Origin of the sequence: Bowdeniella massiliensis (assembly GCF_023634005.1) — a bacterium.
GTDB lineage: Bacteria > Actinomycetota > Actinomycetes > Actinomycetales > Actinomycetaceae > Bowdeniella > Bowdeniella massiliensis.
On record NZ_JALIQR010000046.1, the window covers coordinates 1 to 463 of the forward strand.

Here is a 463-nt window from a genome sequence, read left to right on the forward strand (position 1 = left end):
TCCTCCTCAACCCCAACGACCCCGAAATCATCACACAAGCCAAGGCCAACGGCGTCCCACACTCTTGGATCAAAGCAGCCCAGGCGTCACCGGTATGGCAGCTCATCAGCCGCTATCAGATTGCCCTACCCCTGCACCCTGAGTACCGAACACTGCCGATGGTCTGGTACGTACCACCTCTGTCACCAGTCGTCGACGCTGTCAGCGCTTCGGGCAACGACGGGGAAGATCACAGAGTGCTGTTGGCCGCGATTTCCCAGATGCGCATTCCGCTTGAGTATCTCGCCGGCCTATTCACTGCTGGAGCCACGGCTCCAGTTGAGCTCTCACTTCGTCGTCTGGCTGCAATGCGCTCCTACATGCGAGACATCTTTTTGGGGAATGAAGCAGACGAAACGATCCCCGAGGCAGTGGACATGACCGGCGAGGACATACAGAGTATGTACCGACTGCTGTCCATCGC

Annotated in this window: 1 pseudogene; it reads left to right on the forward strand. The window is 58.1% G+C overall.

Annotated features, from left to right (window positions below):
* A pseudogene (gene narY / locus MUN85_RS12545) lies at window positions 1–463 on the forward strand (nitrate reductase subunit beta); the annotation flags it as partial.